General features: G+C 56.4%; 19 protein-coding genes, 1 tRNA gene, 2 rRNA genes and 1 riboswitch. Of the genes, 9 read left to right on the top strand and 13 right to left on the bottom strand.

Translation table 11 applies throughout. The features are described from left to right. The 3 genes from RZ35_RS15815 to RZ35_RS15825 form a co-directional block, all read right to left on the bottom strand. Positions 1–1488 (bottom strand): 23S ribosomal RNA (locus tag RZ35_RS15815); the annotation flags it as partial. 222 nt (positions 1489–1710) lie between these two features. Further along, positions 1711–1786: transfer RNA gene (locus RZ35_RS15820), tRNA-Glu, on the bottom strand. Between the two features lie 137 nt (positions 1787–1923). Further along, positions 1924–3465: ribosomal RNA gene (locus RZ35_RS15825) — 16S ribosomal RNA — on the bottom strand. Between the two features lie 595 nt (positions 3466–4060). Here RZ35_RS15825 and purH point away from each other — a divergent pair. Next, positions 4061–5650 carry a bifunctional phosphoribosylaminoimidazolecarboxamide formyltransferase/IMP cyclohydrolase gene (gene purH, locus RZ35_RS15830; protein ID WP_026744182.1) on the top strand — a complete coding sequence of 530 codons (1590 nt, stop codon included), beginning with the start codon at positions 4061–4063 and terminating at the stop codon, positions 5648–5650. Positions 5651–5668: 18 nt separating this feature from the next. After that, complete coding sequence (purD, locus tag RZ35_RS15835; RefSeq protein WP_026744183.1) at positions 5669–6961, top strand: phosphoribosylamine--glycine ligase; 1293 nt, start codon at positions 5669–5671, stop codon at positions 6959–6961. Between the two features lie 57 nt (positions 6962–7018). On the opposite strand, the gene RZ35_RS15840 is transcribed toward purD, so the two are convergent. From RZ35_RS15840 to nudC, 6 genes are all read right to left on the bottom strand, one after another. Next, on the bottom strand, positions 7019–7687 hold the full coding sequence (locus RZ35_RS15840) for a DUF1481 domain-containing protein (RefSeq protein WP_327062235.1): 669 nt from the start codon (positions 7685–7687) through the stop codon (positions 7019–7021). A 46-nt stretch (positions 7688–7733) separates the two neighbouring features. Further along, entirely contained in the window at positions 7734–8006 is a 273-nt protein-coding gene (gene hupA / locus RZ35_RS15845) for a nucleoid-associated protein HU-alpha (RefSeq protein ID WP_012882985.1), read from the bottom strand. Positions 8007–8191: 185 nt separating this feature from the next. After that, positions 8192–8782: a YjaG family protein gene (locus RZ35_RS15850; RefSeq protein ID WP_026744185.1), complete on the bottom strand. Its 591-nt coding sequence runs from the start codon at positions 8780–8782 to the stop codon at positions 8192–8194. Positions 8783–8871: 89 nt separating this feature from the next. Beyond that, positions 8872–9549, bottom strand: coding sequence for a deoxyribonuclease V (nfi, locus tag RZ35_RS15855; protein ID WP_026744186.1), 678 nt, complete (start codon positions 9547–9549; stop codon positions 8872–8874). Beyond that, positions 9546–10619: a uroporphyrinogen decarboxylase gene (gene hemE, locus RZ35_RS15860; protein WP_026744187.1), complete on the bottom strand. Its 1074-nt coding sequence runs from the start codon at positions 10617–10619 to the stop codon at positions 9546–9548. Before hemE ends, nfi begins: the two co-directional genes overlap by 4 nt. A 114-nt stretch (positions 10620–10733) precedes the next feature. Further along, positions 10734–11507, bottom strand: a complete 774-nt coding sequence (nudC, locus tag RZ35_RS15865) for an NAD(+) diphosphatase (RefSeq protein WP_026744188.1) — start codon at positions 11505–11507, stop codon at positions 10734–10736. Positions 11508–11883: 376 nt separating this feature from the next. After that, positions 11884–12000: riboswitch (TPP riboswitch) on the top strand. A gap of 107 nt (positions 12001–12107) precedes the next feature. On the opposite strand from nudC, the gene thiC reads away from it, so the two are divergent. From thiC to thiH, 6 genes are all read left to right on the top strand, one after another. Beyond that, positions 12108–14024 (top strand): phosphomethylpyrimidine synthase ThiC, encoded by a 1917-nt coding sequence (gene thiC / locus RZ35_RS15870; protein ID WP_026744189.1) that lies wholly within the window; start codon positions 12108–12110, stop codon positions 14022–14024. Continuing rightward, positions 14024–14668 carry a thiamine phosphate synthase gene (gene thiE, locus RZ35_RS15875; RefSeq protein ID WP_051625601.1) on the top strand — a complete coding sequence of 215 codons (645 nt, stop codon included), beginning with the start codon at positions 14024–14026 and terminating at the stop codon, positions 14666–14668. The genes thiC and thiE overlap by 1 nt, the downstream gene beginning before the upstream one ends. A gap of 1 nt (position 14669) precedes the next feature. Beyond that, positions 14670–15419 carry a HesA/MoeB/ThiF family protein gene (locus RZ35_RS15880; protein ID WP_026744191.1) on the top strand — a complete coding sequence of 250 codons (750 nt, stop codon included), beginning with the start codon at positions 14670–14672 and terminating at the stop codon, positions 15417–15419. Next, positions 15416–15616, top strand: coding sequence for a sulfur carrier protein ThiS (gene thiS / locus RZ35_RS15885; RefSeq protein ID WP_026740914.1), 201 nt, complete (start codon positions 15416–15418; stop codon positions 15614–15616). Before RZ35_RS15880 ends, thiS begins: the two co-directional genes overlap by 4 nt. After that, a complete protein-coding gene (locus RZ35_RS15890) occupies positions 15617–16402 on the top strand; it encodes a thiazole synthase (RefSeq protein WP_026744192.1) in 786 nt (261 codons plus the stop codon). Then, positions 16399–17544, top strand: a complete 1146-nt coding sequence (gene thiH / locus RZ35_RS15895) for a 2-iminoacetate synthase ThiH (RefSeq protein WP_026744193.1) — start codon at positions 16399–16401, stop codon at positions 17542–17544. Before RZ35_RS15890 ends, thiH begins: the two co-directional genes overlap by 4 nt. Positions 17545–17604: 60 nt before the next feature. On the opposite strand, the gene RZ35_RS15900 is transcribed toward thiH, so the two are convergent. Beyond that, positions 17605–19032, bottom strand: a complete 1428-nt coding sequence (locus tag RZ35_RS15900; RefSeq protein WP_026744194.1) for an aminotransferase-like domain-containing protein — start codon at positions 19030–19032, stop codon at positions 17605–17607. 176 nt (positions 19033–19208) lie between these two features. Here RZ35_RS15900 and RZ35_RS15905 point away from each other — a divergent pair, with 176 nt between their 5' ends. After that, entirely contained in the window at positions 19209–19457 is a 249-nt protein-coding gene (locus tag RZ35_RS15905; protein ID WP_036153673.1) for a DUF1127 domain-containing protein, read from the top strand. 18 nt (positions 19458–19475) lie between these two features. On the opposite strand, the gene RZ35_RS18025 is transcribed toward RZ35_RS15905, so the two are convergent. The 3 genes from RZ35_RS18025 to rpoC all read right to left on the bottom strand — a co-directional run bounded on the left by RZ35_RS18025 (position 19476) and on the right by rpoC (position 25045). Then, a complete protein-coding gene (locus RZ35_RS18025; protein WP_139171533.1) occupies positions 19476–19667 on the bottom strand; it encodes a hypothetical protein in 192 nt (63 codons plus the stop codon). Further along, on the bottom strand, positions 19645–20721 hold the full coding sequence (locus RZ35_RS15910) for a DUF1176 domain-containing protein (RefSeq protein ID WP_026744195.1): 1077 nt from the start codon (positions 20719–20721) through the stop codon (positions 19645–19647). Before RZ35_RS15910 ends, RZ35_RS18025 begins: the two co-directional genes overlap by 23 nt. Positions 20722–20821: 100 nt before the next feature. Beyond that, positions 20822–25045 (bottom strand): DNA-directed RNA polymerase subunit beta', encoded by a 4224-nt coding sequence (gene rpoC, locus RZ35_RS15915; protein WP_026744196.1) that lies wholly within the window; start codon positions 25043–25045, stop codon positions 20822–20824. Positions 25046–25072 lie beyond the last annotated feature (27 nt).

Consider the following 25072-nt stretch of genomic DNA (forward strand, 5'->3'; position numbering starts at 1 on the left):
ACATCCACCTACACGCTTAAACCGGTACAACCGTCGCCCGGATAACCTAGCCTTCTCCGTCCCCCCTTCGCAGTAACACCAAGTACAGGAATATTAACCTGTTTCCCATCGACTACGCCTTTCGGCCTCGCCTTAGGGGTCGACTCNCCCTGCCCCGATTAACGTTGGACAGGAACCCTTGGTCTTCCGGCGTGCGGGGTTTTCACCCGCATTATCGTTACTTATGTCAGCATTCGCACTTCTGATACCTCCAGCAACCCTCACAGGTCACCTTCGCAGGCTTACAGAACGCTCCCCTACCCAACAACACCTGAGTGTCGCTGCCGCAGCTTCGGTGCATGGTTTAGCCCCGTTACATCTTCCGCGCGGGCCGACTCGACCAGTGAGCTATTACGCTTTCTTTAAATGATGGCTGCTTCTAAGCCAACATCCTGGCTGTCTGGGCCTTCCCACATCGTTTCCCACTTAACCATGACTTTGGGACCTTAGCTGGCGGTCTGGGTTGTTTCCCTCTTCACGACGGACGTTAGCACCCGCCGTGTGTCTCCCGTGATAACATTCTTCGGTATTCGCAGTTTGCATCGAGTTGGTAAGCCGGGATGGCCCCCTAGTCGAAACAGTGCTCTACCCCCGAAGATGAGTTCACGAGGCGCTACCTAAATAGCTTTCGGGGAGAACCAGCTATCTCCCGGTTTGATTGGCCTTTCANCCCCAGCCACAAGTCATCCGCTAATTTTTCAACATTAGTCGGTTCGGTCCTCCAGTTAGTGTTACCCAACCTTCAACCTGCCCATGGCTAGATCACCGGGTTTCGGGTCTATACCCTGCAACTTAACGCCCAGTTAAGACTCGGTTTCCCTGCGGCTCCCCTATTCGGTTAACCTTGCTACAGAATATAAGTCGCTGACCCATTATACAAAAGGTACGCAGTCACCCTGATTAATCAAGGCTCCCACTGCTTGTACGTACACGGTTTCAGGTTCTATTTCACTCCCCTCGCCGGGGTTCTTTTCGCCTTTCCCTCACGGTACTGGTTCACTATCGGTCAGTCAGGAGTATTTAGCCTTGGAGGATGGTCCCCCCATATTCAGACAGGATAACACGTGTCCCGCCCTACTCATCGAACTCACAATCCATGCCTCTTCGTGTACGGGACTATCACCCTCTGTCGTGCGACTTTCCAGACGCTTCCACTAAGACACAAACTGATTCAGGTTCTGGNCTCCTCCCCGTTCGCTCGCCGCTACTAGGGGAATCTCGGTTGATTTCTTTTCCTCGGGGTACTGAGATGTTTCAGTTCCCCCGGTTCGCCTCGCAACACTATGTATTCATGTTGCGATAGTGCAACGGATTGCACTGGGTTTCCCCATTCGGGTATCGTCGGGTATAATGGTTCATATCACCTTGCCGACGCTTTTCGCAGATTAGCACGCCCTTCATCGCCTCTGACTGCCTAGGCATCCACCGTGTACGCTTAGTCACTTAACCTCACAACCCGAAGGTGTTTCGTAAAACACTTCGCGCTGCGATTATTTGAGAGACTCTGATACAACTAAATCACATCTCAGTACTGCACGGAGAGATATGTTCAGCTGTATCGTTTCAAATTTCAGCTTGTTCCAGATTGTTAAAGAGNAATATCTTAAACACGACTCGTTAAAGTCATCTTTAAGATATTCAGGTGATAATGCCTTTCACTCATTATCGGTATGGCGTCCCCAAGGGGATTCGAACCCCTGTTACCGCCGTGAAAGGGCGGTGTCCTAGGCCTCTAGACGATGGGGACACGAAATCCGACTCAGCCTTCCGGCTCAATCGTTCCGCATCAGCATGAGTCAGAGACTCATCATCAACAGGTGCGCTTTTGCTCTTGCTTTTTCATCAGACAATCTGTGTGAGCACTTCACTAGCACTTCACTTTGGTAAGGAGGTGATCCAACCGCAGGTTCCCCTACGGTTACCTTGTTACGACTTCACCCCAGTCATGAATCACAAAGTGGTAAGCNCCCTCCCGAAGGNTAANCTACNTACTTCTTTTGCAACCCACTCCCATGGTGTGACGGGCGGTGTGTACAAGGCNCGGGAACGNATTCACCGTAGCATTCTGATCTACGATTACTAGCGATTCCGACTTCATGGAGTCGAGTTGCAGACTCCAATCCGGACTACGACGCACTTTATGAGGTCCGCTCACTCTCGCAAGTTCGCTTCTCTTTGTATGCGCCATTGTAGCACGTGTGTAGCCCTACTCGTAAGGGCCATGATGACTTGACGTCATCCCCACCTTCCTCCGGTTTATCACCGGCAGTCTCCTTTGAGTTCCCGCCCGAATCGCTGGCAACAAAGGATAAGGGTTGCGCTCGTTGCGGGACTTAACCCAACATTTCACAACACGAGCTGACGACAGCCATGCAGCACCTGTCTCAGAGCTCCCGAAGGCACCAAGGCATCTCTGCCAAGTTCTCTGGATGTCAAGAGTAGGTAAGGTTCTTCGCGTTGCATCGAATTAAACCACATGCTCCACCGCTTGTGCGGGCCCCCGTCAATTCATTTGAGTTTTAACCTTGCGGCCGTACTCCCCAGGCGGTCGACTTAACGCGTTAGCTCCGGAAGCCACAGTTCAAGACCGCAACCTCCAAGTCGACATCGTTTACAGCGTGGACTACCAGGGTATCTAATCCTGTTTGCTCCCCACGCTTTCGCACCTGAGCGTCAGTCTTTGTCCAGGGNGCCGCCTTCGCCACCGGTATTCCTCCAGATCTCTACGCATTTCACCGCTACACCTGGAATTCTACCCCCCTCTACAAGACTCTAGCCTGCCAGTTTCAAATGCAGTTCCCAAGTTAAGCTCGGGGATTTCACATCTGACTTAACAAACCGCCTGCGTGCGCTTTACGCCCAGTCATTCCGATTAACGCTTGCACCCTCCGTATTACCGCGGCTGCTGGCACGGAGTTAGCCGGTGCTTCTTCTGCGGGTAACGTCAATCAGCGAACGTATTAAGTTCGCTGCCTTCCTCCCCGCTGAAAGTACTTTACAACCCGAAGGCCTTCTTCATACACGCGGCATGGCTGCATCAGGGTTTCCCCCATTGTGCAATATTCCCCACTGCTGCCTCCCGTAGGAGTCTGGACCGTGTCTCAGTTCCAGTGTGGCTGGTCATCCTCTCAGACCAGCTAGAGATCGTCGCCTAGGTGGGCCTTTACCCCGCCTACTAGCTAATCCCATCTGGGTTCATCCGATGGTGTGAGGCCTGAAGGTCCCCCACTTTGGTCTTGCGACGTTATGCGGTATTAGCTACCGTTTCCAGTAGTTATCCCCCTCCATCGGGCAGATCCCCAGACATTACTCACCCGTCCGCCGCTCGCCGGCAAGGAAGCAAGCTTCCTTCCGCTGCNGCTCGNCTTGCATNTGTTAGNCCTGCCGCCAGCGTTCAATCTGAGCCATNATCAAACTCTTCAATTAAAAGCTTGATTTGCTAAGTTAATAGCGATGCTCAAAGAATTTACTGTTCATTCGTAATGAATTAACTGTTGTTCACTCTTCAAGACTTTTTCGTATCTAGTTGCGATAGTGTCTTGTGAGTGCCCACACAGATTGTCTGATTAAATTGTTAAAGAGCGTTTCGTTGCCGCCGTGGCGACTAACGTGAGGCCGCGTATACTACGCTTACCTCATTCAGAGTCAACGACTTTCTTCGTTTTTCTCCGACTGTCACCGCGTCGCGTTGTCCGCTGCGCCGTGTCAGTGAGAGCGCATTATAGGGACTTCCTCTCAGCCCGCAACCAGTATTTATCACAAACTTTTCCGTTTGCTGCATTCCACAGCAAAAGCCCGCCTTATACCTTTTTTTGCACAGAATTATCCACAGATGAAGCAAAGGCTGAAATTTGGCAAGCATCACGCAAACGTTTTCGCTACAATTTCCTCCCTGAAAACCGGACCCCGGTTGCGGGGGCATTAGCTGAATATTCATCTCAAAGCCCTGACTTACGCTTTTAATCAGCAATATTCACATAACGCTCTCTGAATACGAACCTAGCCAAGGGATCACATCATCATGCAACAACATCGTCCTCTCCGTCGTGCTTTGCTCAGCGTGTCTGACAAAGCCGGTATCGTTGAATTTGCGCAAGCGCTGTCTGAACGCGGCGTGGAGCTACTCTCTACGGGCGGCACCGCGCGGCTGCTGGCCGACGCCGGTTTGCCCGTAACGGAAGTATCGGATTACACCGGATTTCCGGAGATGATGGACGGCCGAGTCAAAACGCTGCATCCCAAAGTGCATGGCGGAATACTCGGCCGCCGGGGTCAGGACGACGCTGTCATGGCGCAACATGATATTCAGCCCATAGATATGGTCGTTGTTAATCTTTACCCATTCGCCCAAACGGTCGCAAAAGAGCACTGCACGCTGGCCGACGCCATTGAAAACATCGATATCGGCGGCCCTACCATGGTGCGCTCAGCCGCCAAGAATCATAACGATGTCGCCATTGTGGTTAAAAGCGGAGATTACTCCTCTATCATTGACGAGCTGGATTCACACGAGGGATCGCTGACCGACGAAACCCGTTTCGATCTCGCCATCAAAGCGTTTGAACATACGGCCGCGTACGACAGCATGATCGCCAACTACTTCGGCACCCTGGTTCCTGCCTACCACGGGGACACTTCTCGCCCCGCTGGCCACTTCCCCCGCACGCTCAACCTGAACTTCATTAAAAAGCAGGATATGCGCTATGGCGAGAACGGCCATCAACAGGCCGCTTTCTATATAGAGGAAGAAGTGAAGGAAGCATCAGTCGCTACCGCAACCCAATGGCAAGGCAAAGCGCTGTCCTACAACAACATCGCCGATACCGACGCGGCATTGGAGTGTGTGAAAGAGTTCGCCGAACCTGCCTGCGTCATTCTGAAACATGCCAACCCTTGCGGCGTGGCTATTGGCGACTCGATTCTCGACGCCTATGAACGCGCCTACAAAACCGACCCGACATCAGCATTCGGCGGCATCATCGCATTTAACCGCGAGTTAGACGAAGCCACGGCGCAGGCCATCGTTAGCCGTCAGTTCGTCGAAGTGATTATCGCACCGTCGGTCAGCGACGCTGCGCTGCGGGTTACCGCCGCCAAACAGAATGTCCGAGTGCTCACCTGCGGACAATGGCAGCAACATATTCCCAGCCTTGACTTCAAGCGCGTCAACGGCGGTTTGCTGGTACAGGACCGCGNCCTCGGTATGGTCGACGCTTCACAGCTGCGGGTGGTTACGGAACGTCAACCCACCGAAGCGGAGCTACGGGATGCGCTGTTCTGCTGGAAGGTGGCGAAATTCGTCAAATCCAACGCTATCGTCTATGCCCGCGATAACATGACCATCGGCATAGGCGCAGGGCAGATGAGCCGCGTGTATTCCGCCAAGATCGCCGGTATCAAAGCCGAGGATGAAGGATTGGTAGTCGAAGGCTCCGTCATGGCGTCCGATGCCTTCTTCCCGTTCCGTGACGGCATTGATGCCGCTGCCGCCGTGGGCATTACCTGCGTCATTCAGCCGGGCGGTTCCATCCGCGACGACGAAGTGATCGCCGCCGCCAATGAACACGGCATTGCTATGCTATTTACCGACATGCGTCATTTCCGCCATTAATCCGGAGCGAGACTCACCATGAATATTTTAATTATCGGCAACGGTGGGCGCGAACATGCGCTGGCCTGGAAAGCAGCGCAATCTCCCCGGGCGGATAAAGTGTTCGTCGCGCCCGGCAATGCGGGCACCGCGTTGGAACCGTCGCTGGAGAATGTCGACATCGCCGCAACAGATATTCCGGCGCTCCTTGACTTCGCGAAGAAAAATGATGTCGGTCTGACTATCGTCGGACCGGAAGCGCCGCTGGTCATCGGTATCGTAGATGCATTCCGTGCGGCGCAGTTGCCCATTTTCGGCCCGACTCAGGCGGCTGCGCAGCTCGAAGGCTCTAAAGCCTTCACTAAAGACTTCTTGGCGCGGCATCACATACCTACGGCGGAATACCAGAACTTTACCGACATTGAGCCAGCGCTTGCTTATATCCGCAAGAGAGGCGCTCCTATCGTCATCAAGGCTGATGGCCTTGCCGCCGGTAAAGGCGTCATTGTCGCCATGACGCTGGAAGAAGCCGAAAATGCCGTGACGGATATGCTGGCAGGCAACGCATTTGGCGATGCGGGACACCGTGTTGTCGTCGAGGAGTTTTTGGATGGGGAAGAAGCCAGCTTTATCGTCATGGTCGACGGCGAGCATGTGCTGCCGATGGCAACCAGCCAGGATCATAAGCGCGTAGGTAATGGCGACTCCGGCCCCAACACCGGCGGCATGGGCGCCTACTCTCCTGCACCAGTGGTGACCGACGAGATCCACCAACGCGTGATGGACCAGATTATCTGGCCGACCGTTAAGGGCATGGCCGCGGAAGGGAACGTCTACACCGGCTTCCTTTACGCGGGACTGATGATCTCCGCCGACGGTCAACCTAAGGTCATCGAATTTAACTGCCGCTTCGGCGATCCGGAAACGCAGCCGATTATGCTACGTATGCGCTCCGATCTGGTCGCGCTTTGCCTGGCGGCCTGTGACGGCAAGCTGGATGAGCAGCGTTCCGAGTGGGATGACCGTCCTTCTTTGGGCGTGGTTCTGGCCGCTGGGGGTTATCCGGCTGATTATCGCAAAGGCGACATCATTTCAGGTCTGAGAACCTCGGAAACGGCAGACGGCAAAGTGTTTCATGCCGGCACCGCTCTGCACGGTCATGATGTGGTGACCAACGGTGGACGAGTCCTGTGCGTGACTGCACTGGGCGCGAGCGTAGAAGATGCTCAGCGTAATGCCTATGCGCTCGCGAAAGGTATTCGTTGGGAAGGATCTTTCTGTCGTACCGACATCGGTTACCGGGCTATCGACCGCGAACAGTCGCACTCCTGATGTCTTAGCATAATGGGTGAGCCTTCTTGCGGAGGCTCACTTCAACCGTCGCCGCGTTTAGTCGCTTTGCAATGATTCCGCCGTGGGTTCCCAACGACAGAAATCTTCATTGGCGACCAGCAGAAGCTGCGTCCCTTCCGGCGACTCCAGCCAGGCAATACTTAATGGGACAGAAGATCGCTTCTGGCGCTGCGCTATCCGTTGCGAGGCTCTGCTGTCGAGACCCGGACGAATACGTTGACCGCTGCAAGTCACGACCACCCCGTCCTGCCACTGCCCTTGCCACAAGTGAACGTTGCCCGTACGCATGGCAGCGCTCATTTCCAGGAGTCTTACCGCATCAAACTGGTACAGCGCAATATCATCATCAGAAAGCAACTCACGGCGGTCAGTCAACTGACGCTGCATATAGCTGACGGCGCCTTTTGAGTCAAAACGAATACGCACGTCCTCTTTATCAGGCGCGCTCTTGCTTTGCGTGATTTCACGTACGGCGTTCTGCTGGAAGTGGTAGCGGGTAATTTGGGTGCTTTGGCCATTGAACGGACTGAAGACCGTCATAAGTGCCGTCTGCTGCTGAGCCGGGTCGTCTTTGCGCCACACGCGCACTACGCCACGGTCAGAGAGATATCCCCCGGCATACAAAGCGGAGGGAGGCGAGTGGGAGCTGCAGGAAACCGCCAGGGCGGCTACGCTCCCAATCGCAGTACGTTTAAGAAAAAGCAAAAGGGGCGAAATCGCCCCTCTGTTCAAACCTTTTCTTAGCATGCGCTTATTTTACAGCGTCTTTCAGTGCTTTACCGGAAACAAATGCAGGCACGTTGGCAGCTGCGATTTTGATTTCTTTNCCCGTCTGCGGGTTGCGGCCAGTGCGCTCATTACGATGATTGACTTTGAAAGTACCAAAACCAACTAATTGTACTGCATCACCTTCTTTCAGAGACTCAGTAATTGCCGCCAGAGTAGCTTCCAATGCAGCTTTAGCCTGGGTCTTGGAAAGGTCAGCCTTGTCAGCAATTACATCAATCAGTTGAGTCTTATTCATAAGTTATCCTTACAGTGTGTTTATCGCTTGCTAAGCATCGAGTGCGACGGAAATGCCATTAAAGCACTCTCCTGCATATACGCACCGACAGCCACTTTTTTTACGCCCCCCAAATGTAGACCAGACAGGGTGCGGTGTGAAGCCCTTAGAGCGGCCATTTAAGACCTTAAATCACGTTTTACCGGTTATTGATATAAATTTATCCCAATATTGCTGCTTCCCGCCTCGCGCAGGTCCGCGCGAAGGCCTTTGATCAGCTCGATATCACGCTCTTCACAGGCCGCCAACAGGCGGAAGATCTCCCACTGGAGATCCCATTCCTCTTCAATGGCAGGGATGACGTTGAGTTCCTCATCCGTCATTTCTCTGCCAGCCTGAGNCATCTCAAGCATGGCTACCGTCCTAATGGAGGTTTCACTAATCACGATAGCATGCGATAGCGTTTCACCACTCAGGCGAGAGTGAATTAACTCCCCCAAAGCGATACAGGCATCAATCGCTGGATAGACCCCGTAAAGATCATAGTCGTCAGCGGATGGAACCGCATCCTCCAGCTTTTCCAACTGAAGATCAAAGTTAACCTTAGCATCTTTGACCACCAGTGTTTCCCAAATCAGATCGAGGATACGACGGTAGACCTGCGCATCGCCAAATTCCGTCTGGCGGCAGAACTCATGATAGTTCGGATACATGCGTTCACAGAGGCTCGCCATGAAAGTGACATGCTGCCAGCTTTCCAGTTTCTCCAGACGCAAATGAATGGGGTTACGTAACATGTTTTATCTCTAACGTGACGGACCGCAGTGTAGCCAAAAACGGCCAGCGGCCCTATTCCTGTATTCCTAAAAAACGCTGGCGCGATTATCTATAGTGTTTGCTGATGTTGCCAGCGCTGAAATGCGATCCGGTTTGACGCAGCCGCGTCGGCCCAGCGTGTAGGCTCAGGCAACCGGTAGCCCCGCATGCAACATTTCACCCACAACAACGCCGTTTCCAAACCGACCCGATGCCCGGTTGAAACGAACAGCGGATTGCAGCGTAATTTACTGCGCCATACCCAACCCACCTGTTCGCCTTTGTCCAATAGCGGCTGCTGACTGCCGACCTCGTCGTCCAGCGGAGCAAAGTGACCACACAGACGTCGTTTAGCGACGCCGATGGTGGGCACGTCAACCATCAGCCCGAAATGGCTGGCAACCCCCAGNCGACGAGGATGGGAAATGCCGTGACCGTCCACAAACAGCAGGTCCGGCTGGTGACGTAGTGCTTCCCACGCGGCCATCAGCGCGGGCGCCTCGCGGAAGGAGAGCAGCCCCGGAATGTATGGCATCGTCGTCGGGATACGCGCTATTTGGTACTCTACCAGCGCCAGCGAAGGATACGCCAATACGGCAATTGCCGCCCGGGTCACCGTGCCCTCCTGCTCAAACCCGACGTCCGCACCGGCAATAAACGCCGGCTGATCGAACGGGAACGCGTCATGACGAACGACCTGAGCCGCCTTGATTAACTGCTCAGCCCGAAGAGACTGAGTGTCGATCATGCCTTCTCCTGGTGATAAGGCCGGGACAAGCGATGTACCGCGTCAACAAACGCACCGGCGTGTTCTGGCGGAACATCCTGGTGGATGCCGTGACCGAGGTTAAAAACGTGGCCGTTGCCCGGACCAAAATCGTCCAGAATGGCGGCGACTTCCTGTTCGATGCGCACAGGGGGAGCATAAAGCATGGACGGGTCCATATTGCCCTGCAGCGCAACCTTATCGCCTACACGACGACGGGCGTCGGCGATATCCGTTGTCCAGTCCAGACCCAACGCGTCGCAGCCTGTTTCCACCATCGCTTCCAGCCACTGCCCGCCGCCTTTCGTGAACAGCGTCACCGGTACACGGCGGCCCTCATGCTCGCGCAGCAGGCCATCGACGATCTTGTGCATGTAATGCAGCGAGAATTCGCGATAATCCCGCCCGCTCAGCGCGCCTCCCCAGGTATCAAAAATCATGACCGCCTGAGCGCCAGCTTTGATCTGTGCGTTCAGGTAAAGCGTGACGCTGTCCGCCAGCTTGTCCAACAACAGATGCAGCGTACGGGGTTCGGCGAACAGCATTTTCTTGATCACGGTAAACGCCTTGCTGCTGCCGCCTTCAACCATATAGGTCGCCAGCGTCCACGGGCTGCCGGAAAAACCGATCAGCGGTACTTCGCCTGCCAGATTACGGCGGATGGTGCGTACGGCGTTCATCACATAGCCCAGTTCCTGTTCGGGGTCGGGAATGGGCAGTGCCGCAACGTCGGCATGGCTTCTCAGCGGTTGACTGAAACGGGGGCCTTCNCCCGCTTCGAAATAGAGTCCCAATCCCATCGCATCGGGGATCGTCAGAATATCGGAGAACAGAATGGCCGCATCCAGCGCATAGCGGCGCAGCGGCTGCAGCGTCACTTCGCAGGCCAGCTCGGCATTCTTGCACAACGACATAAAATCTCCGGCCTCCGCGCGCGTCGCTTTATATTCCGGCAGATAACGNCCAGCCTGACGCATCATCCAAACAGGCGTGACGTCAACGGGCTGACGTAACAGAGCGCGTAAATAGCGATCGTTTTTAAGGTCGGTCATGATCTTTTCCTTTTGGCGCCTGAACGGCAGGCGCGCAGGTCGCTGGGTCTGGGTAATTCAGGCGGCAGTGTAGCGGGTTGATTCCTCTCAGGCTACACGCATGACGCAGACGGATTAGCCGTCTGCCTCACGACACATCACCACCGTATCTTCTATCAAGCGGCGCGCCACGGTTCCCGCGGGCGGCAGGATTGGCAGTTTGTCGTAACGAAACCAGGCAGCATCGCGGAGCTCGGAGGGATCGTGACGCAGTTCGCCGTCGGCATACTCCGCAATATAGGCCATCATCAAAGAATGGGGGAACGGCCAGGGCTGAGAACTCACATATTGGAGGTTTTTAATGCGAATATTGCTCTCTTCCATGACTTCTCGGGCTACGGCCTGTTCAAGCGTTTCACCCAGCTCGACGAACCCGGCCAGCGCGGTGTACATATTGCCCCGGTGACGGACATGCTGCGCCAGCAAAATTTCGCTGCCGCGGCGGATCGCCACGATGACGCAGGGCGCGATCTGCGGATAGTAACGCTCCCGGCAGTGGCCGCACAGGCAGGCCAGCTCGGTTTTGCTATGGTGCATCTCATGACCACAGTAGCCGCAGAAACGGTGGGCGCGATAAAACTCGGCCAGTTGAACTCCCCGGCCGGCCAACTGAAACAGCCCGCCCTCCACGTCCAGCAGCTGCCGCAGCGATCCCATCTCTTCGGCCATTGTCTGGCGCACTAGCCAGACAGGCTCGCCCTGCCACTCGCCAATTCGGCGTGCCGGACGCGTTTTCAGTCCCCATTGGCGGGAAGACCCTTGCGGTAATCTCCCTTGAGGCAGCCAAATCTGATTNTTCTCGCTGACAACCCACCAGCCAAGCTCTTCACCTGTTAACGTTACTTCCATCTTTTCTTTCGCCCTCTGTCACCGAGTCTATGGCTATGATGTGTAGATATAGACAACATTAATGCATATAAATCAGACGCTCTACGCGTTAGCACAATACCACGCCATAGAAACTCGTTCCGTCGTTCTCTCTCTCCTCGCCGCCTTCGATCCGCAATCATGTATTTCGGTGACAGTGCCCGCAAGAAGGATGATTTATCGCATATTTCGCGAAAAATAAGGCCACTGTCAGTAACAGGCAGCGTCTATCGTCCCAACGCTTAATGCCCTGTCAAAGTCATGCGCGGTGACTCCATCCATCATCGGTCCCCGCCTTTGACAGTGACGCATTGCCAGCATAAAGTGTAGGCGATTGACCTCGCCCAACCCATCGGGCGTTATCTTGTCGGAGTGCCCAGCGTCGCGGTAACGCGTGCGGGCTGAGACCGTTAATTCGGGATCCGCGGAACCTGATCAGGTTAAAACCTGCGAAGGGAACAAGAGTAAACATCATCCTTTTCCCAGACAGATTCATTATCACCCAGGGAAAAGAGACTTCTCCATTACTCCATCCGAACTCCAGACAAGCAATGTTTCCTTCCAGCCAAACAGGAATTTGCTATGTCTACAGAAAAAAAACCTTCAGGACGCCGCGAACAACGCGCCTCCGCCCAACGTTTTATCGACGAGGTGCGAGGAACGTCTTTTCCACAATCACGGCGAATTTACCTGACCGGCTCACGGCCGGATATTCGCGTCCCGCTGCGGGAAATCCAACTCAGTCCCACGCTGCTCGGGGGAAGCCGGGAAACGCCTCGCTACGAACCTAATGAGCCGATACCGGTCTACGACACCGCCGGACCTTATGGCGATCCCGAAGCCGTCCCCGATGTGCGCTGTGGACTGGCTTGCCTGAGAACCGCCTGGATTGAAGAGCGCGGCGATACCGAACGATTATCTCAGCTCAGCTCCGGATTTACCCAGCAGCGCCTGGCCGATGCCGGTCTGGACCACTTGCGTTTTGAACATCTGCCTCAGCCGCGCCGAGCGAGAACCGGCCAGCGCGTCACCCAGTTNCACTACGCCCGCCTGGGTATCATCACGCCGGAGATGGAGTTTATCGCCCTGCGCGAGAACATGGGGCGCGAGCGCATTCACAGCACGACGCTGCGCCAACAACATCCCGGCCAGAGTTTTGGCGCCCATCTGCCGCTGACCATCACGCCCGAATTCGTCCGTCAGGAGGTCGCCGCCGGACGGGCGATTATCCCCGCCAACATTAACCATCCTGAATCCGAGCCGATGATTATCGGCCGCAACTTCCTGGTGAAAGTGAACGCCAATATCGGCAATTCCGCGGTCACCTCTTCTATCGAAGAAGAGGTGGAAAAGCTGGTTTGGTCCACCCGCTGGGGGGCCGACACCGTAATGGACCTCTCCACCGGCCGCTACATCCATGAAACGCGCGAGTGGATCCTGCGCAATAGCCCGGTGCCTATCGGTACGGTGCCGATTTACCAGGCGCTGGAGAAGGTCAATGGCGTCGCGGAAAACCTGACCTGGGAGATGTACCGCGACACCCTGTTGGAACAGGCCGAACAGGGCGTTGACTACTTCACCATCCACGCCGGCGTGCTATTGCGCTATGTACCAATGACCGCCAAGCGCCTGACTGGCATTGTCTCGCGCGGCGGGTCCATCATGGCAAAGTGGTGCCTGTCGCATCACCAAGAGAGCTTCCTGTACGAGCACTTCCGCGAGATATGTGAAATATGCAGCGCGTACGATATCGCCCTTTCGCTGGGCGACGGCCTGCGGCCCGGATCGATTCAGGACGCCAACGACGAGGCGCAGTTCGCCGAGCTGCATACCCTTGGCGAGCTGACCCATATCGCCTGGGAGTACGACGTCCAGGTCATGATTGAAGGCCCCGGTCATGTGCCGATGCAGATGATCCGCCGCAATATGACCGAAGAGCTGGAGCACTGCCACGAAGCGCCTTTTTATACCCTTGGCCCGCTGACTACGGATATCGCGCCGGGGTATGACCACTTCACCTCCGGTATCGGCGCCGCCATGATCGGCTGGTTCGGCTGCGCGATGTTGTGTTATGTGACGCCGAAAGAGCACCTTGGGCTGCCGAACAAAGAGGATGTGAAACAGGGACTGATCGCGTACAAGATCGCCGCGCACGCAGCGGATCTGGCGAAAGGACATCCGGGGGCGCAGATCCGCGACAACGCGATGTCGAAAGCCCGCTTCGAATTTCGCTGGGAAGACCAATTCAATCTGGCGTTGGACCCGGAGACGGCGCGAGCCTACCACGATGAAACGCTGCCGCAGGAATCCGGCAAGGTAGCTCACTTCTGCTCTATGTGCGGCCCGAAATTTTGCTCCATGAAAATCTCTCAGGAGGTTCGGGACTATGCCGCGCAACAGCAGGCGGAGGCGCAGCCGATTGAAGTCGGCATGGCGCAGATGTCGGCCGAGTTCCGCTCTCGCGGTAGCGAGCTGTATGTCCCACAGGAGGATGCCTGATGAACGCCCCCCTGCTTTCATTTCCAACGGTGGGATCACGATTGGGGCTATACCCTGTCGTGGACAGCGTGCAGTGGATCGAACGACAGCTCCGAGTGGGAGTGAAGACGCTGCAACTGCGGATCAAAAACCAGCCGAACGATCACGTTGAGCCGGCGGTGATTCAATCGATCGCCCTTGCCCGCCGCTATCAGGCCCGCCTGTTTATTAACGATGACTGGCAACTGGCCATCAAGCACCAGGCCTACGGCGTCCATCTCGGTCAGGAGGATCTGGATACCGCCGATCTGAGTGCCATCCGCCGCGCCGGACTGCGCCTGGGTGTCTCAACCCATGACGATAAGGAGCTGGCGCGCGCGGTGACCATCGCGCCCTCCTATATCGCACTGGGGCATATTTTCCCTACCCAGACCAAAGAGATGCCGTCAGCGCCGCAGGGACTGGCCGAACTGGCGCGCCACATCAGCGAACTGGCGGGTCGTTTTCCCACGGTCGCTATTGGCGGCATCAGCATCGAAAGGGTGCCGTCGGTGCTGGCCACCGGCGTCGGCAGCATCGCCGTCGTGAGCGCCATCACTCAGGCGGCGGACTGGCGACAAGCGACCGCGACCTTGCTGCGCCTGATCGAAAAACGGGAGGCGTAACATGCTGCACGATCGGGAATTTATGCGCTACAGCCGCCAGCTGTTGCTGGAAGATATCGGCCCTGAGGGTCAGCTGCGGCTGGCTGACGCCACGGTGTTATTGGTCGGTCTCGGCGGTCTGGGCGCGCCCTGTGCGCTCTACCTGGCGGCGGCAGGCGTCGGCAGGCTGCTGCTGGCGGATCACGACACGCTGCATCTCTCCAACCTGCAACGCCAGGTGCTCTATCGCACTGAGGATATCGCGCAGCCCAAAGCGATGCTGGCCCGGCGCCAGCTGTTGGCGCTGAACCCGGACATTGCGATCGAGACGTTACAGACACGACTAGAAGGTGAGACGCTGGCTAAAGCGGTCAGCCGTGTCGATCTGGTGCTGGACTGTAGCGACAACATGGCGACGCGCCATGCTGTCAACGCCGCCTGCGTACGGGCCGAAAAGCCGTTAGTGAGCGCCAGCGCCGTCGGCTTCGGCGGCCAGCTGCTGGTGCTGACGCCCCCCTACCTTCACGGCTGCTACGCCTGCCTTTATCCTGACGCGACCGAACCTGTACGCAACTGCCGCACCGCCGGCGTGCTGGGGCCGGTCGTTGGAGTCATGGGTACGCTGCAAGCGCTGGAGGCCATCAAACTGCTGTGCGGACTGACCTCGACCCTGGACGGCAAGCTCAGGCTGTTNGATGCCCGCCAGCAGCAGTGGAATACCTTGCGCCTCACCCCTGCCACGAGCTGCCCGGTCTGTGGGAGCGCCGTATGAAGATTCGTATCAACGAGGAAGCCATCACGCTGGACGAACCGATCAGCGTGGAACAACTGCTGCAACGGTTGGATCGTCTGCAGCCGGGCACCGCGCTGGCGATCAACCAGATCGTCGTCCCTCGTCCCGACTGGCGCGCGTGTCAGGTGCAGGACGGGGACGACATTTTGCTTTTTCAGGCGATAGCAGGAGGATAAATGCTCACCATTGCAGATACCCCATTCACATCCCGGCTGCTGGCAGGCACCGGTAAGTTCGCCAGCGCAGCGATCATGAGCGCGGCGTTACAGGCGGCAGGCTCCCAACTGGTCACGTTGGCGATGAAACGCGTCAGCCTTTCCGGCGGCAGCGATGCTCTTCTGGCGCCGCTACAGCGCCTGGGGGTACAGCTGTTGCCGAATACCTCAGGCGCCAAAACGGCGGAGGAAGCGGTCTTCGCCGCCCATCTGGCTCGGGAAGCGCTGGGAACCCGCTGGATTAAGCTCGAAATTCATCCCGATATGAAATACCTGCTGCCCGACCCGGTGGAAACGCTGAAGGCGGCGGAGCAACTGGTGAAAGAAGGGTTTATCGTGCTGCCCTACTGCGGCGCCGATCCGGTGCTGNGCAAGCGACTGGAAGCCGTCGGCTGTGCTGCGGTCATGCCGCTGGGTGCGCCGATTGGCTCTAATCAGGGCCTGCAAACGCGCGACTTCCTGCGAATCATCATCGAACAAGCACAGGTGCCCGTCGTGGTCGACGCAGGGATCGGCGCGCCCAGCCAGGCCGCCGAGGCTATCGAGATGGGGGCCGATGCCGTACTGGTCAATACGGCAATGGCCGTCGCCCGTGACCCCGTCGGTATGGCTCGCNCCTTTCGGCTGGCGGTCGAGGCGGGCGCGCTGGCGGCGGAGTCCGGACTGGGAACACGCCAATCCCACGCCAACGCCACCAGCCCTCTGACCGGTTTTCTACACCGCAACCCAACGGGAGCAGGCGTATGAGCGAAGGATTTTATCGCCGCTGGCAGACGCTCGACTGGGACGATCTCCGCTTTCGCATCAACGGCAAAACGTCTGCCGATGTCGAACGAGCGTTGAACGCCGCTCGGCCCGATCGCGACGACTTTATGGCGTTGATTTCCCCTGCCGCGGCGGGCTACCTCGAACCGCTGGCACAGCGCGCGCAGCATCTGACCCGTCAGCGCTTCGGCAATACGGTGGGATTTTATGTTCCGCTGTACTTGTCCAACCTCTGCGCCAACGACTGCACCTACTGCGGGTTTTCCATGAGCAATCGGATCAAACGCAAGATCCTGAATGACGATGAAATCCAGCAGGAATGCCGCGCGATCCGTCAGCTTGGGTTCGACCAGCTGCTGCTGGTCGCCGGCGAGCATCAAGGTAAGGTGGGGATGGATTACTTCCGGCGCGTCTTGCCGCAGATCCGACCCCACTTCAGCGCGTTGATGATGGAAGTGCAGCCGCTGGCGACGGACGAGTATGCCGAGCTAAAGGCGCTGGGACTAGATGGCGTCATGGTCTATCAAGAAACCTATCACGCGCCGACCTATGCGCGGCACCACCTGCGGGGACGCAAACAGGATTTCGCCTGGCGGCTGGGTACGCCGGATCGTCTCGGCGCGGCGGGGATCGACAAGATCGGTCTCGGCGCTTTGATCGGCCTGTCGGATAGCTGGCGCGTGGACGGCTATATGCTGGCGGAACACCTACTCGACCTACAGCAACGCCACTGGCAAAACCGCTTCTCTCTCTCGTTTCCGCGTTTGCGCCCTTGTGCCGGCGGTATTGAACCGGCATCGCCGATGAACGAAGCGCAACTGATGCAGACGATTTGCGCGTTTCGGCTGCTGGCTCCGGACGTCGAGCTGTCGCTGTCCACGCGCGAGTCGCCTTTCTTTCGCGACCATATGGTGCCTATCGCCATCAACAGCGTCAGCGCGTTCTCCAAGACGCAGCCGGGAGGGTATGCCGACAACCATTCGGAGCTGGAGCAGTTCGCCCCCCATGATGCCCGACGACCGGAGGCGGTGGCAGACGCCATGACCCGCGCTGGCCTGCAACCCGTGTGGAAAGATTGGGACGGCTATCTGGGAAGAACGCGCGTGACATCGCATCACGAGTAAACTCACCGCGATGTCTTGAACGCCGGACATCGCGGTCCTTCGTCTTCGCTCTCTTCAAGTTCAGGCTTTACAGGCAAGCACCATCTCCCGCTCGATTTCTTCCCCAATCATCTTCAGCGCCCTTTCTGTTTCTTCGGTGCAGGGCAACGCATAGTTCAGACGCACGCAGTTGCGATATTTGCCCGAGGCCGAGAACAGAGAACCGACAGCGACCTGCGTACCGCGCTCCGCCAGCCGGCGATTCAAACGGATTCCATCGAAGGCTTCCGGCAGTTCGATCCACATCAAAAACCCGCCCTGCGGTCGGCTAACGCACAACCCCTCGGGAAAATAGTGGCGCACGAAGCTGGTGAAGCGACACTGATTGCGCTGATACTGCGTGCGCATTCGCCGCAGGTGCGGCAGGTAATGCCCCTGATGAATAAACTCGGCGACCGCCGCCTGCGTCTGGATAACGCCGCCGCCGCTGTTCACATATTTCATATGCAACACGCGATCAAAATACCGTCCCGGCGCGACCCAGCCAACCCTCAGGCCCGGCGCCATGACTTTGGAAAAGGAGCTGCACAACAGTACGCGCCCATCGTCATCCAACGACTTCAAAGTCGTCGGCCGCGGATACTCATAAGCCAGCTCCCCGTAGACGTCATCTTCGATGATGGCGATATCGAAACGCTGCGCCAGCGTCATCAATCCCCGTTTTCGCGCCTCCGGCATAATAAACCCTAGCGGATTATTACAGTTCGGCACCACAAACACGGCCTTGATCGGCCACTGATCCAGTGCTAATTCCAGCGCTTCCAGGCTGAGACCATTGATGGAATCCGTAGGAATTTCAATGACCTTTACCCCATAACTCCGCAGCGTCTGCATCATCCCGTAAAACGTAGGGGATTCGACAGCGATGATATCGCCCGGCTCACAAACCGCCCGAAGACACAGAAACAGCGCTTCCTGACACCCTGTAGTCGTGACGATCTCATCGGCGCTCAGCCTGCACCCGCCGTCGACCGCCAGACGCGCAATTTGCTCCCGCAATGCCGTCACGCCAAGCAAACTGCCGTACTGCAATAGCGAGGCGTCCTGCTTCATGCCCTGTCGGCTGATGATCTTCCATAACGGTTTGAGGCTGGTCGACGTCACATCCGGCATGCCGCTGCCCAGCTGCATGACATCGCTTTCCTTCCGCACATCCAGCAACCCTCGCACCGCGTCCCAATGGGTAATTTCCACCGGGCGCTGTGCCGGACGCGTAATCGCAGGAACGGGCGGCGATGCATATCGCGCCGAGACAAAGTAACCCGAGCGCGGCTGCGGAGAAATCAGCATCTGCTCTTCCAGTCGGTGGTAGGCCTGCTGGACCGTACTGATGCTGACGCCGTGCTCCTGCGAGAGAACTCTGACCGAGGGCAGACGTTCTCCCGGCCGATACAGCCCTTGATGAATGCGCTGCGCCAGCAAGGTGGCGAGATGCTGATAGCGAGTCATGAAAGTATCCTACTCTGAGGCGTTACCAAGCAATAACCAGTACAGATTGGCATAAAAACTCCCATTCAGAGTCATACAATCCTCTTCTGTATGGTCAACAAACTCAATTTTTGAATCTGTATTGTTTTTGGCCACGCTCTCATGATGGTGCCACACCATAGGGGGAGAGACTGAAGATGACACAACATCATCAACATTCACAGATATCCACGCTGCACGCGCTATTTATTAGAGTTTATGAGAGTTGGCGGGAACGACGTCTGCGCAACAAAACGCGCGCGTTACTGTATACGATGAGCGACGAACGCCTCAAAGATATCGGCCTGTCGCGTGCGGACATCGACCAGTGCTACCAACCCAAGGCATTCGGCAAAGACGGNTGGCTTCAGTACCGGAATGATGCTCACAAGAAAATTGAAAGGTAAGCGCTGTCGCTGATTTTTTTACGCGACGGTTTCCATATCATTACAGCGGCGCTCGCGGGAAAAACCGAGCAACGCTAGAGTGCCCATGCCGACACACTCGTCGGCCGCAGGCTGAGTTTGGATCCGCGCGCCTGCGCCTCCCATGCCGCCGTCGGTCTGTCCAAGCCAACGGCGGCCCTTCCTGCTTTTAGCGCCGATTATCTTCGTCATATCCCGGCGTTTCCCATAGAGAAGGCCATTCGCCAGGCCAACCGCCATGACATCCAGGCTGGCTGTGATAGGTCATTAACCGGAACTGTTGACCGTCGTAACGCCACTGAGCGCGTTCACCACAGTCGGCAAACCCACGACCTTTCGCCAGATGAAACAGGTCTCCAGTCTGAGGATCAAAGTCGGCGTTGGTAAACCAATCCACCTGCTGCAGATGCCCGTCTTCATCCGGCAGCGGCAACGGCAGCACCAGATGATGCGACGCCGACGGATTATCGCGCGGCGTAATAAACACCAGGCTTGATGACTGATAAGCGCCCATGCCGCAGTTGATCATAACCAGCGCATTGCGTTCATCCAGCGGCTGAACCTGATTCATCTCTGTATCCTGCTCGTTGACGTCGCAGGCCTCTCTCACCAGCAGCGCATGCTGCGCTTTGATGACGGCCTCGACCAACGTTTGCGGGTTACTCACCGCAGGCACGTTTGTCAATGCGGGCGGCAGTCCGGGTTGACTCAACCTCGCCGGGACGTCGGAAGCCGGTTTACTCCCCCTCTGCAGCAACGCGCCCTGAGTGCCAATCCGTCCCTGGCGTTCATCCACCAGCAGGAGCGCCGCGTTTAATCCCCGCAGAGAGCTACCCTGTTGCGGATTGTCACCGACGGAAAGCGTCAGCGCATCTTTAGCCTGATGTAAAAAATGTTGTATTGCGGGCAAATTTTCCGTGGCGACAATCGCGTCGTCGTCATTAATCGAAGGCGTTAAATTCACCCCCTCCACCGAGTCTTCATCCAGCCACAATGTGGGGTGGGCTTCCTGAGAAAAAGGCACGATCGTTAATGATGTCACGCCGGTCGCCCCAGCCTGCCGCGAGAGCGTGATCCGCAGGTTTTCATCGATATTACGCACGTCGCAGTCGTTCAGGTTGTTGCACGTCACCTGCCAGTTGGTGAAGATTTTTTGCACAGGCGGCGCAAATGATACGCCGGCAGCAAAAACCGGTACGGCGGACAACACCGCCAGACTTGCTGCAACCACGCTTGCTTTCAGCATAATATTTCTCTTATTCCTCTGTTTTATGTCTTTCATCACTCGCTTTTTATGCATAAAAAAACCGCTCCGGGGAGCGGTTTTTTATCATCCAGCGTCGACGTTACTTGTCGTCGCTGTTGCCGAAACCGGCGTTCAGCAACTCAGCCAGGTTAGCGGAAGCTTCGTCCGCACTGACCTGAGGTACGACGACGGGTTCGCCCGCCTGACGGCGACGCATACGATCCTGATGGTATGCATAACCGGTACCGGCCGGGATCAGACGACCCACGATCACGTTCTCTTTCAGACCGCGCAGTTCATCACGCTTACCAGCCACTGCCGCTTCGGTCAGTACGCGAGTCGTTTCCTGGAACGAGGCCGCAGAGATGAAGGACTCGGTCGCCAGAGACGCTTTGGTGATACCCAGCAAGTCACGGCTGTAGGTTGCCGGCAGCTTGCCGTCGGCTTCCAACTGACGGTTGGCGATCTTGACGCGGGACACTTCAGCCTGCTCGCCTTCCAGGAACTCAGTGCTGCCAGCGCTTTCGATGGTGCCTTTACGCAACATCTGACGAACGATAACTTCGATGTGCTTATCGTTAATCTTAACGCCCTGCAGGCGGTAAACTTCCTGCACTTCGTTGGTGATGTAACGCGTAACCGCATGTACGCCGCGCAGACGCAGAATGTCGTGCGGAGACTCAGGACCATCGGAGATCACGTCACCGCGTTCAACACGTTCGCCTTCGAACACGTTGAGCTGACGCCACTTCGGAATCATCTCTTCGTATGGATCGCTACCGTCAACCGGCGTGATCACCAGACGGCGCTTCCCTTTGGTTTCTTTACCGAAGGAAATGATACCGCTGATTTCAGCCAGGATTGCCGGCTCTTTCGGACGACGGGCTTCGAACAAGTCAGCAACGCGCGGCAGACCACCGGTGATATCCTTGGTACCGCCAGATTCCTGCGGAATACGGGCCAAGGTGTCACCAGAGCCGATTTTCACGCCGTCTTCCAGCTGGACAATCGCTTTNCCTGGCAGGAAGTACTGAGCCGGCATGTCGGTGCCCGGGATCAGAACGTCGTCGCCGTTGTCATCAACGATTTTCAACGCCGGACGCAGTTCTTTACCACCACCGGTACGCTCTGCACTATCCAGAACCACGATGGAGGACAGACCGGTCAGTTCATCGGTCTGACGCGTAATGGTCTGGCCGTCGATCATGTCGGTGAAGCGAATGTTACCGCTCACTTCCGTGATGACCGGCATGGTGTGCGGATCCCAGTTCGCGACTGTATCGCCACCCGCTACGGCTTCGCCGTCGCCTTTCGCCATCACAGCACCGTAAGGCACTTTATAGCTTTCTTTAGTACGACCAAATTCGTCGATCAGCGTCAGCTCGGTGTTACGTGAAGTAATCACCAGCTTGCCTGCGCTGTTCGTAACGTACTTGGCGTTGCTCAGTTTCAGCGTACCCTTGTTTTTCACCTGGATACTGGACTCAGCTGCCGCACGAGATGCCGCACCACCGATGTGGAAGGTACGCATGGTCAGCTGGGTACCCGGTTCGCCGATGGACTGTGCCGCGATGACCCCGATGGCTTCACCCTTGTTGATGATGTGACCACGAGCCAGGTCGCGACCGTAACATTTGGCGCACACGCCAAAGTCGGTTTCACAGCTTACGACAGAGCGGACTTTCAGCGAATCGACGGAGTTTTCTTCCAGCAGGTCACACCACTGTTCGTTCAACAGCGTGTTACGCGGAACCAGAATATCAGCCGTACCCGGTTTGAGAACGTCTTCAGCCGTCACACGACCCAGAACACGCTCACGCAGCGGTTCTTTAACGTCGCCGCCTTCGATGACCGGCGTCATCATGATGCCTTCGTGCGTGCCGCAATCGTCTTCCGTCACTACCAGGTCCTGCGCCACGTCGACCAAACGACGGGTCAGATAACCGGAGTTTGCGGTTTTCAGTGCGGTATCCGCCAGACCTTTACGAGCACCGTGGGTTGAGATGAAGTACTGGAGTACGTTCAGACCTTCACGGAAGTTCGCGGTGATCGGCGTTTCGATGATGGAACCATCCGGCTTCGCCATCAGACCACGCATACCCGCCAACTGACGAATCTGCGCCGCGGAACCACGAGCACCGGAGTCAGCCATCATAAAGATGCTGTTGAAGGACNCCTGCTGCTCGACAACGCCATCGCGGTTGACCACGTCTTCAACAGACAGGTTTTCCATCATTGCCTTGGCAACACGTTCGTTCGCCGCAGCCCAGATATCGATAACTTTGTTGTAGCGTTCGCCCGCCGTCACCAGACCAGACTGGAACTGCTCCTGGATCTCGGCGACTTCGGTTTCGGCTTCTTCGATGATTTCGGCTTTCTTCGCCGGGATAACCATGTCGTCGATACCTACGGACGCACCAGAGCGCGCTGCGTAAGCAAAACCGGTGTACATGATCTGGTCAGCAAAGATAACGGTCGGCTTCAGACCCAGAATGCGGTAACAAGTGTTCAGCATTTTGGAGATCGCTTTCTTGCCGAGAGGCTGGTTGACGATCGAGAACGGCAGACCTTTCGGCACGATCATCCACAGAATCGCACGACCAATGGTCGTATCGATGATGCTGGTCTGATGCGTGGTTTCGCCTTCAATATTCTTGATCTCTTGCGTGATACGCACTTTTACACGCGCATGCAGAGAAGCCAGACCAGCACGATAGACGCGTTCAGCTTCTTTCGGTCCAGTCAGAACCATGCCTTCGCCTTTGGCGTTAACACAGTCGCGAGTCATGTAGTACAGACCCAATACAACGTCCTGAGACGGAACGATGATAGGCTCGCCGTTCGCCGGAGACAGGATGTTGTTGGTAGACATCATCAGCGCACGCGCTTCCAGCTGGGCTTCCAGCGTCAGCGGTACGTGAACAGCCATCTGGTCNCCATCGAAGTCGGCGTTGTACGCGGCACAAACCAGCGGGTGCAGCTGGATGGCTTTACCTTCGATCAGAACCGGTTCAAAAGCCTGGATACCCAGACGGTGCAGGGTAGGCGCACGGTTCAGCAGCACCGGGTGTTCGCGGATAACTTCATCCAGAATATCCCATACAACCGCTTCTTCGCGCTCAACCATTTTCTTGGCAGCTTTGATCGTTGTGGCCAGACCACGCAGCTCCAGCTTGCCGTAGATGAACGGTTTGAACAGTTCCAGCGCCATCTTCTTCGGCAAACCGCACTGATGCAGACGCAGGTACGGACCTACGGTGATAACGGAACGACCGGAGTAGTCGACACGTTTACCCAGCAGGTTCTGACGGAAACGACCCTGCTTACCTTTGATCATATCGGCCAAAGATTTCAGCGGGCGCTTGTTGGAACCGGTGATGGCACGACCACGACGGCCGTTATCCAGCAGCGCATCCACCGCTTCCTGCAGCATACGTTTTTCGTTGCGCACGATGATATCCGGCGCAGCCAGATCCAGCAGGCGTTTCAAACGGTTGTTACGGTTGATCACGCGACGGTACAGATCGTTCAGATCCGACGTAGCGAAACGACCGCCATCCAGCGGCACCAGCGGACGCAGGTCCGGCGGCAGAACAGGCAGCACGGTCAGGATCATCCACTCCGGTTTGTTACCGGACTGTACGAACGCTTCCAGCAGCTTGATGCGCTTGGTCAGCTTTTTACGCTTGGTTTCGGAGTTGGTTTCGTTCAGCTCTTCACGCAGCTGTTCGCACTCCTGCTCCAGATCCATGTTTTTCAACAGGGCCTGAACAGCTTCGGCGCCCATCTTGGCGTCAAATTCGTCACCAAACTCTTCCAGCGCATCCAGATACTGTTCTTCAGTCAGGATCTGACGCTTTTCAAGGTTGGTCATGCCGCCTTCGATAACCACATAGGATTCGAAGTACAGGACGCGTTCGATGTCACGCAGCGGCATATCCAGCAGCAAACCGATGCGGGAAGGCAGCGATTTCAGGAACCAGATATGCGCGGTCGGAGAAGCCAGCTCGATGTGGCCCATACGCTCACGGCGTACTTTGGTCTGGGTCACTTCAACGCCGCACTTCTCACAGATAACACCACGGTGCTTCAGGCGTTTGTACTTACCGCACAAGCACTCGTAATCTTTTACCGGCCCGAAGATACGGGCGCAGAACAGACCGTCACGTTCTGGTTTGAACGTACGGTAGTTAATGGTTTCCGGCTTTTTTACTTCACCAAAAGACCACGAACGGATCATGTCTGGCGATGCCAGAGCAATTTTGATCGCATCAAACTCTTCGGTCTTAGTTTGCGCTTTCAGAAACTTTAATAAGTCTTTCACGGATTGGCTCCTGTCGGAGTTAGACCT

Origin of the sequence: Lonsdalea quercina subsp. quercina, from assembly GCF_000688655.1 — a bacterium.
Lineage (GTDB): Bacteria > Pseudomonadota > Gammaproteobacteria > Enterobacterales > Enterobacteriaceae > Lonsdalea > Lonsdalea quercina.